The sequence below is a fragment of the Brevundimonas sp. UBA5713 genome (assembly GCF_002419815.1).
In the GTDB taxonomy this organism is placed as follows: domain Bacteria; phylum Pseudomonadota; class Alphaproteobacteria; order Caulobacterales; family Caulobacteraceae; genus Brevundimonas.
This window is the reverse complement of record NZ_DIGV01000057.1, coordinates 8,727-17,006: the sequence shown is the minus strand read 5'-3', so window position 1 is coordinate 17,006 and position 8,280 is coordinate 8,727. Positions and strand designations below refer to the sequence as shown.

Here is an 8,280-nt window from a genome sequence, read left to right as displayed (position 1 = left end):
AGCGGGGCTTTTTGCTGTCCGGAACCACGTCTGCGTGGGATCGCGGACTTTCCGGAACAGCGTGAAATTCAGCCCGTTGGACTATCTCCACACGACGAGGAGATAGTCATGTCTATGACCGAAAAAACGGTTGCGATCCTTCTGGCTCCCCGAGGCACTGAAGATCCCGAGTTTGCCAAGCCCCACGCGGCGCTGAAAGAGGCCGGTGTCAAGGTGGTGGTTGTCGGTCTGGAGCCGGGGGAAGGGGAGACGGTCAATAACGACCTGGACCCCGCCCGAACCTATGCCATTGATAAAACCATCGATGAAGTAAGCGCGGATAACTTCGACCTTTTGATCGTTCCCGGAGGCACTGTCGGCGCTGACAAATTCCGCGGCGAGGAAAAGGTGGTGGGCTTGGCCAAGGCGGTTGCGGACCAGGGCAAACCCATTGCTGCCATCTGCCATGCGCCGTGGCTGCTGGTAGAGGCGGAACTGGTAAGTGGCCGCACCCTAACGTCCTATCCCAGCCTGAAGACCGATATCCAGAATGCAGGCGGTCAGTGGGTTGACCGCGAGGTCGTGGAGGATGGCGGCTTGATCACCAGCCGCAATCCAGATGATATCCCTGCCTTCAACGCGGCTATCTTGCGGGCACTTTCTGCATAAGCCCTTGAACGGCCTGTGATACCGCAAAGCCAAATTTGGTTCCCCGAATAGCCCTAATAAAGAAAGGGATGTCTCGGGGAACAACGTCCGATGTGTCGGGATTAGGACACTGCGGGCGTGACATTCGGGTGTGCCGGTTCAGGTACTCGCCAAGTCAAATCTCGTCCGCTGCAATGACCTTGGAGATGAGACATGGCCAAACGCGACCCGTCCCCCAGCACCGAAAACGCGCTGCACGACTTCCCTCAAGGCTTCGCCCAAACCCCTGTAGACACTCGCCACGGAAACGGCGGTGAAACCCAGCAGGTTGCGGCCAAAAGCGCCGATCATGGTGACGGCCAAATCCATCTGACCGACAATTTCGGCCATCGTATCTCCGACAACCAAAACTCATTGCGCGCCGGCGCGCGTGGCCCGACCCTGCTGGAGGACTTTGTCCTTCGCGAGAAGATCTTCCACTTTGACCATGAACGTATCCCCGAGCGGATCGTCCACGCACGCGGTTCGGGCGCACACGGCGTGTTCGAGGTGACAAAGGCCATTCCGGAGCTGACCAAGGCGGCTCTGTTCCAAAAGGAAGGCAATGAGTGTCCGGTCTTCGTGCGCTTTTCGACCGTGGCGGGCGGTGCAGGCTCGATCGACACCCCGCGCGATGTGCGTGGCTTTGCCGTGAAGCTCTATACCGAGCAGGGGAACTGGGACCTGGTCGGTAACAATATTCCGGTCTTCTTCATTCAGGATGCGATGAAGTTTCCGGACCTCGTCCACTCGGTGAAGATGGAGGCCGATAAGGGCTATCCGCAGGCAGCGTCGGCGCACGATACCTTCTGGGATTTCGNNCCATGCACATGATCATGTGGGCCATGTCTGACCGTGGCATCCCGCGTTCGCTGCGGACCATCGAAGGCTTTGGTGTCCACACCTTCCGCTTTGTGAACGCCAAGGGCGAAGGCAAGTTCGTGAAATTCCACTGGAAGCCGGTGCTGGGCATCGAGAGCACCACCTGGGACGAGGCGGTCAAAATCGCCGGTGCCGATCCCGACTTCCACCGCCGTGACCTGTATGAAGCTATCGAGAACGGTGACTATCCGCAGTGGGACCTTGGCGTTCAGGTTTTCGATGAGGCATGGGCGTCCAAACAGCCGTATGACGTGCTGGATGCAACCAAGCTGATCCCCGAAGAAGAGATTGCGGTCGAAATCATCGGCCGCATGACGCTGAACCGCAACGTCGACAACTTCTTTGCAGAGACCGAGCAGGCTGCCTTCCTGCCGTCGAACCTGATCCCCGGTATCGACTTTACCAATGACCCGCTGCTGCAAGGGCGTCTGTTCTCGTACCTTGATACGCAGAAGTCGCGTCTGGGCACGACGAACTTCCACCAGATCCCCATCAATGCGCCGAAATGCCCGTTCCACAATTTCCAGCGCGACGGGCTGATGCAGACGCAGGTGCCGGTGGGCCGCGCCAACTATGAGCCGAACAGCCTTGATGAGGCGGGCGAAAACTCCGGCCCGCGCGCCTGCCCCGAAACCGGTTTCACCTCTTTCCGCGAAAACGGCGAGCGCAATGACGGCAGTGAAAAGCTGCGTATCCGCGCCGACACCTTTGCCGACCACTATTCGCAGGCGCGCCTGTTCTACCGCTCGCAGACCGAGAACGAACAGGCCCACATTCGCGATGCCATCGTGTTCGAGCTATCCAAGGTCAACCTCGAGCATGTCCGCACCCGTGTGCTGTCGCGCCTGAGAAACATCGACGAGGACATGGCCAAGCGCATCGCGGATGGTCTGGCGATGGATCTGCCTGAAAAGGCCAAGGCGGCCAAGGAACCGGTGGATATGAAGCCGTCGGATGCCCTGTCGATCCAGAAGCAGGCCAAGAAGACCTTTGAAGGCCGCACCATCGGCATCCTGTTCGCGGAAGGCTCGGACAAGGAAAGCATCGATAAGCTGAAGGCCGATGTCGAGAAGGCCGGCGGCAGCGTGAAACTGGTGGCCCCCAAGGTTGGCGGCCTGAAGGTCAAGGGCGGCGAACTGAAGGCCGACGAAAAGCTGGAAGGCGCGCCGTCTGTCGTGTTCGACGCCGTGGCCTCCATCCTCATGCCGGATGCGGCGGAAAAGCTGACCAAGAATGCCGCGGCGATCCAGTGGTTCGCCGATGCCTTCGCCCATTGCAAGACCATTGCCCACTGCAAGGGCACGCAAGTCCTGCTCGACAAGGCCAATGTCGAAAAGGACGAGGGCGTGGTGCCGATTGAGGATCTCATCAATGTGGGGCCGGTGCGCCATTGGGCGCGTGAACCCAAGGTTCGCGACCTGCCGTAAGGAGAACGATTTATGGCAACCGCTCAAACCACCGAAAAGAAGGCGGCCGCAAAGGCCGCCAAACCGGTCAAGAAAGATCCGACCAAGGCCAAGGCCGACGCCATCGCCGAAGCCAAATCCTTTGCGCCGGACCTTGCCGCCCGCATCGGCTCGACGCCGAAGACCAAGTTCCGGGGCAATCCGGACATCTTCGGCCGTCTGGTGCAGGACCATGACAAGCACCGCGCCCTGATCGCCATGATTGAGGAAACGACCAGCGGCGAGCCCGAACAGCGCAAGATGCTGTTTGAGGAATTCGTCAAGGAAGTGCAGGCCCACGCCAATGCCGAGGATCAGGCGCTGTGGTCTTCTGTCCTGCGCGAGCCGTCGGCCACCGACGATGCCCGCCACGCCGTGGCCGAGCATAAGGAGCTGGACAAGCTGATGGCTGATCTGGCGGCGCGCGACTATTCCTCGCCGGGCTGGCTTCGTCGCTTTGCGGCTCTGAAGGAAGAGTACCTGCACCACGTCGGCGAAGAGGAGCAGGAACAGTTCGTGGCCGCCGAAAAGGTGCTGTCCGACAAAGACCTGAAATACATCCAGAAGGTCTTTGAACGCCGCAAAAAAGAAGAGAAGGCCGCGGCCAAGATCGAGAAGAAAATCCGCCTGAAGTGACGGATCGGAAACAGGCGCGGCCGTGGCTGCGCCTGTTTTCAATTGGGCCCGATCATCGGGCGCTGGGAGAGGGCAATGACCGCAACAGCCAAAGGATCGGCCACCCAAAAACGCGACCTGAGAACGGGCCATTCCCTATGGCAGGACAGCGCCTTTACCGGCGTGCCGTCAAAGGGGCTGTCGCAGTCGCTGTCCGTCGATGTGGTGGTGATCGGTGCCGGGATCACGGGGGCCTTTATGGCCCATGCCCTGACCCGCGCCGCCAAGGATTTGAAAAAGGTGCTGGGCCATGATCCGCGCATTCTGGTGCTGGACCGCAGGCCGCCGCTGACGGGATCGACCGTCGCCTCGACCGCCATGTTGCAATGGGAGGTCGATCTGCCGATGACCGATCTGGCCAAGTCGGTGGGCGAAGACCATGCCCGCCGCGTTTATCAGCGCACCTTTCGCGCGCTTGGCGATCTGGCCGAGCTGATCAAGGCCGAGAACATTCGCTGTGCATTTGAAACGCGCGCCACACTTTATCTGGCGGGTGATGAGTACGGCCACCGCGCCCTGAGCAGCGAGGCGGAGGCACGTCAGGCGGCGGGCCTTCCCAGCGAATATCTGACGGGGGCGCAGGTGCGCGAGCGGTTCGGCATTGACCGGACGGGAGCCATCCTCAGCCAGCACTCGGCCTCTGCCGACCCCGGCCAGCTGGCCGCCGCCCTGATGCGCCGCGCCGAAGAGGCGGGCGCAAAGGTGTTATCGCCGGTCGAGGTGGTCGATGTGCTGTCCGACCCTGATGGCGTATCGCTCAAGACAGACAGCGGCCATGCCATTCGCGCCCGCAAGGTGGTGTTCTGTTCGGGCTATGAACTGCCCGATATGGTCAGCATCCCCAAGGCCGACATCCTCTCGACATGGGCGCTGGCGTCGAAGCCCAAGACCGCCATGCCCGCGTGGCTGACCTCCATGATGGTGTGGGAGGCGTCCGACCCCTACCTCTATTTCCGCTCTACGCCCGATGGCCGCATCATCTTGGGCGGAGAGGACGAAGAGGCCGAGGCGCGCCACTCCCGGCCCGCCTTGCTAAAGAAAAAGGCCGAGACCCTGAGGCGCAAGCTGAAGGCCATGCTGCCCGAAATCGAGCTGGAGCCCGACTATGTCTGGGCCGGCGCGTTCGGCAACAGCACCACGGGCCTGCCCTTCATCGCCCCCGTGCAGAACATGGACCACGTCTGGGCCGTCGCAGGGCTGGGCGGCAATGGCATCACCTATTCGGTCATCGCCAGCCAGGTCGTCACCGCCGCCCTTTGCGGTAAGCCTGATCCCGACACCGAACTGTTCACCGCACGCTAGGCGCGGCAGACCTTGCTCTGGACGTCACGGCCTGACGCCCGTCCGGTGCCAGCCGATGGGTGGCGACGGGGGTGATCTTATGCCCCAGCAGGTAGGCGCAGGTCTTGCCCGTGAACAGGCCGTCATAGGCACTGTCCAGCGCGTTCAGCCCGCCGGTATAGGCCCCGAAGGCGGGCAGGATCAGCCGCTGGCCATCGGACAGGAAACAGCGGCGGCGCACCGCTCCGGCAGGGCCGATCACGCGGGCGCAGGGGTGTAGGTGGCCCGCCACCTCTCCGACCTGCAGACCCGCTTGCGGTTCATGGCGCAGGGTTAGATGGCCGAGTTGTATTTCGTCGGTCGAGCGCCCGCCAAAGGCTGCGCCGCCGTCGGGGTCGTGGTTGCCGCTGATCCACACTAGATCGAGCTGCTGCGCCAGCTCGATCACCGCCTCGCGCTCGGCCACGGGGATGCGGCTGATGGCTCCCATGTCGTGCAGGCTGTCACCCAGCAGGATCAGGGTGCGCGGCTGGGTTTCGGCCACCTCGGCCAGCAGGCGATCCAGCGTCTCGCGCGTATCATAGGGCGGCAGCAACTGGCCCTTGGCCGCATAGGCCGAGCCCTTTTCAAGGTGCAGGTCCGACACCACCAGCGTCTTGTGCTGTGGCAGCCACAGCGTCCCCGCCGCGCGCAGCACGCACGGCTCACCCGCCACGCCAATCTGCATCAGCTCATGGCCTCGTCGATCAGGGCGGCGTCTTCCAGCATCATATCGGCAGCAGAGGTTCCGGGGGCGCGTTCCTTACCGATCTCCATCAGCATGGGCACGGCAAAGGGCGAGACTTTCGGCAGATTATAGACCCTGATCCGTCCTTGGATACGCGACAATAGTTCACCCAGACGCGCCACATCCAGCAGCCCCCGCGCCGCATCCTCGCGGGCGCAGCGCAAAAGCAGATGCTGGGGATCATGGCGTCTTAGCGTGTCGTAGATCAGGTCGGCGGAGAAGGTCACCTGACGGCCCGTCTTTTCATGGCCGGGCATGCGCCGCTCGATCAGGCCCGCGATCTGGGCGCATTCCTTGAACGACTTCTTCATCATGAAGCTCTCGTCCAGCCAGCTTTCCAGATCATCGCCCAGCATGTCCTGTTCGAACAGGGCGTCGAAATCGAGGTCCGCCATCGACCGCATCGACCAGATGCACAGCGAAAAGTCATTGGCGACATAGCCGATCGGCCCCACGCCTGCGCGGTCCAGCCTGCGCGTCAGCAGCATGGCCAAGGTGGTGTGCGCCAAGACCCCCTCGAACGGATAGACGATCATGAAATGGCGCTTGCCGCGCTGGAAGGTCTCGACCAGCAGATCATCCATGGCGGGGATGCCCGAATGGTCGTCCTGCGCCTCCAGCCATTCCTGAACATCGGCAGGCATACGTCGCCACGTGTCACGGTCGGCCATCAACCGCCGCACGCGATAGGCGAGGTGCGAGGAAATGGGGATGCGTGACCCGCCCCAACTGGGCACCATCGGGTCATCATCGCTGGTCGCGCTGACGATGGCGTTGGTGCCTTCTACCCCTTCGAAACGCCAGATTTCGCCCGCGAAGACAAAGCTGTCGCCGATGCTCATCTGCTCGAACAGGGTCTCTTCGGCGTCACCGATCTTGCGACCCGTGCCGCGCCTGCCCTTGGTGCGGACGGTAAGCGTTTGCGCAGCGACAATGGCCCCGACATTCATGCGGTGGCGGGCGATGATCTCTTTCGTGCGCGCCTTCCACAGCCCGTCGCGGCCACGGATGATGCGGCGGTATTTGTCATAGGATTTCAGCGCATAGCCGCCAGTCGAGACAAAATCGACCACCTGTTCCCAGTCTTCCCACGTCAGGTCGCGATAGGGGGCGGCGGTGATGACCTCGTCGTATAGGGCTTCCAGATCGAACGGTTCGGCACAGGCCACGCCCATAACGTGCTGGGCCAGCACATCCTTGGCCCCGTTGCGGATGGGTTCGCCATCATGGGCGGCCTCCATCACCGCCTCGACGGCAGCCTGGCATTCCAGCATCTCGAACCGGCTGGCAGGGACCAGCACCGCCCGCGATGGCTCGTCCAGTCTGTGATTGGCTCGCCCGATCCGCTGCACCAGACGCGACGATCCCTTGGGCGCGGCCAGCTGGATCACCAGATCGACATTGCCCCAGTCGATGCCCAGATCGAGGGTAGATGTGCAGACCACGGCCTTCAGCAGGCCCTTGGTCATCATCGCCTCGACCTTGCGGCGTTGCTCGGCGCTCAGGCTGCCGTGGTGGAGCGCGATGGGCAGGTTGTCGTCGTTCAGCCGCCATAACTCTTGGAACGCATATTCCGCCTGCCAGCGGGTGTTGACGAAAACCAGCGCCGTCTCGGCGCTCTTGATGGTGTCATACACCTCCTGCATCGCGTGTTGGGCGGTGTGGCCCGCCCACGGCACACGGTTTTCGCTGAGCAGCACATCCAGTTCCGGCGGCGCACCCGCCTGACCAAATACGATGTCGTTGCCCTTATCGGACAGCCAGCCTCGGATAGCCGCCGGATCACTGACCGTCGCCGACAAGCCGACGCTGCGCATCTTGGGCGCAAAGCTGCGCAACCGCGCCAGCCCCAGCGACAGCAGGTCTCCGCGCTTTGACCCGTGGATGGCGTGGATCTCGTCGATCACCACACAGCGCAGGTCCTTGAAATAGTCCCGCGCCCCTTCCCATGCGCAGAACAGGGCCAACTGCTCGGGTGTGGTCAAAAGAATGTCGGGCGGAGCCAGCCTCTGGCGCGCGCGCTTGGCTTGGTTGGTGTCGCCCGTGCGGCTCTCGATGGCGATATCCAGTCCCATCTCGCCCACCGGCGTCAAAAGGTTGCGCTCCACATCCACCGCCAGCGCCTTCAGCGGCGAGATGTAGAGAGTGTGAACCGACGTCAGTTCGCCCGGGGCTTTCTTCCGCTGCGACAGCTCGATCAGGCTGGGCAAAAACCCCGCCAGCGTTTTGCCCCCGCCCGTCGGTGCCACCAGCAAGGCGTCCTCACCCGCCAGCCCCTTCTCCACCATCGCCAACTGATGCGGACGTGCACTCCATTCCCGACTGGCGAACCAGTCGGAGAAGTGGGGCGGAAGGACTGACGATGACGGTGTCATGGCATCTAATATGGGGGAGGGAGCGGTAGGTTTCATCCACCTTCCGCCGCCGCCAACATGCCCTCCAGCACCCCCAACTCATCCGCTTCGCTCGCAGGCTTGTCCCAGCGGATGCGGCTGATGCGAGGGAAGCGCATGGCGACGCCGGACTTGTGGCGGGTGGAGCGTT

Annotated in this window: 8 protein-coding genes; 5 read left to right on the top strand and 3 right to left on the bottom strand. The window is 62.5% G+C overall.

Features of this window, described 5'->3' with window-relative positions; translation table 11 throughout:
• From B3B04_RS13650 to B3B04_RS13635, 5 genes are all read left to right on the top strand, one after another.
• Nucleotides 1-648 (top strand): type 1 glutamine amidotransferase domain-containing protein (locus B3B04_RS13650; RefSeq protein ID WP_292043669.1); only part of this gene is annotated, 648 nt, incomplete at its 5' end.
• Nucleotides 649-840: 192 nt separating this feature from the next.
• Nucleotides 841-1,500 carry a catalase gene (locus B3B04_RS14615; RefSeq protein ID WP_349679376.1) on the top strand — a complete coding sequence of 220 codons (660 nt, stop codon included), beginning with the start codon at nt 841-843 and terminating at the stop codon, nt 1,498-1,500.
• Nucleotides 1,491-2,975, top strand: a complete 1,485-nt coding sequence (locus tag B3B04_RS13645; protein WP_349679375.1) for a catalase — start codon at nt 1,491-1,493, stop codon at nt 2,973-2,975. Before B3B04_RS14615 ends, B3B04_RS13645 begins: the two co-directional genes overlap by 10 nt.
• Before the next feature lie 12 nt (nt 2,976-2,987).
• Nucleotides 2,988-3,629, top strand: coding sequence for a hemerythrin domain-containing protein (locus B3B04_RS13640; RefSeq protein WP_292043668.1), 642 nt, complete (start codon nt 2,988-2,990; stop codon nt 3,627-3,629).
• Between the two features lie 75 nt (nt 3,630-3,704).
• On the top strand, nt 3,705-4,970 hold the full coding sequence (locus B3B04_RS13635; protein WP_292043667.1) for an NAD(P)/FAD-dependent oxidoreductase: 1,266 nt from the start codon (nt 3,705-3,707) through the stop codon (nt 4,968-4,970).
• On the opposite strand, the gene pdeM is transcribed toward B3B04_RS13635, so the two are convergent.
• From pdeM to B3B04_RS14665, 3 genes are all read right to left on the bottom strand, one after another.
• Nucleotides 4,957-5,676, bottom strand: a complete 720-nt coding sequence (pdeM, locus tag B3B04_RS13630) for a ligase-associated DNA damage response endonuclease PdeM (protein ID WP_292043665.1) — start codon at nt 5,674-5,676, stop codon at nt 4,957-4,959. The genes B3B04_RS13635 and pdeM overlap by 14 nt on opposite strands.
• Complete coding sequence (locus B3B04_RS13625) at nt 5,676-8,111, bottom strand: ligase-associated DNA damage response DEXH box helicase (protein ID WP_292043663.1); 2,436 nt, start codon at nt 8,109-8,111, stop codon at nt 5,676-5,678. Before B3B04_RS13625 ends, pdeM begins: the two co-directional genes overlap by 1 nt.
• A 32-nt stretch (nt 8,112-8,143) precedes the next feature.
• A partial coding sequence (locus tag B3B04_RS14665) for a hypothetical protein (RefSeq protein ID WP_414632082.1) occupies nt 8,144-8,280 on the bottom strand: 137 nt, incomplete at its 5' end.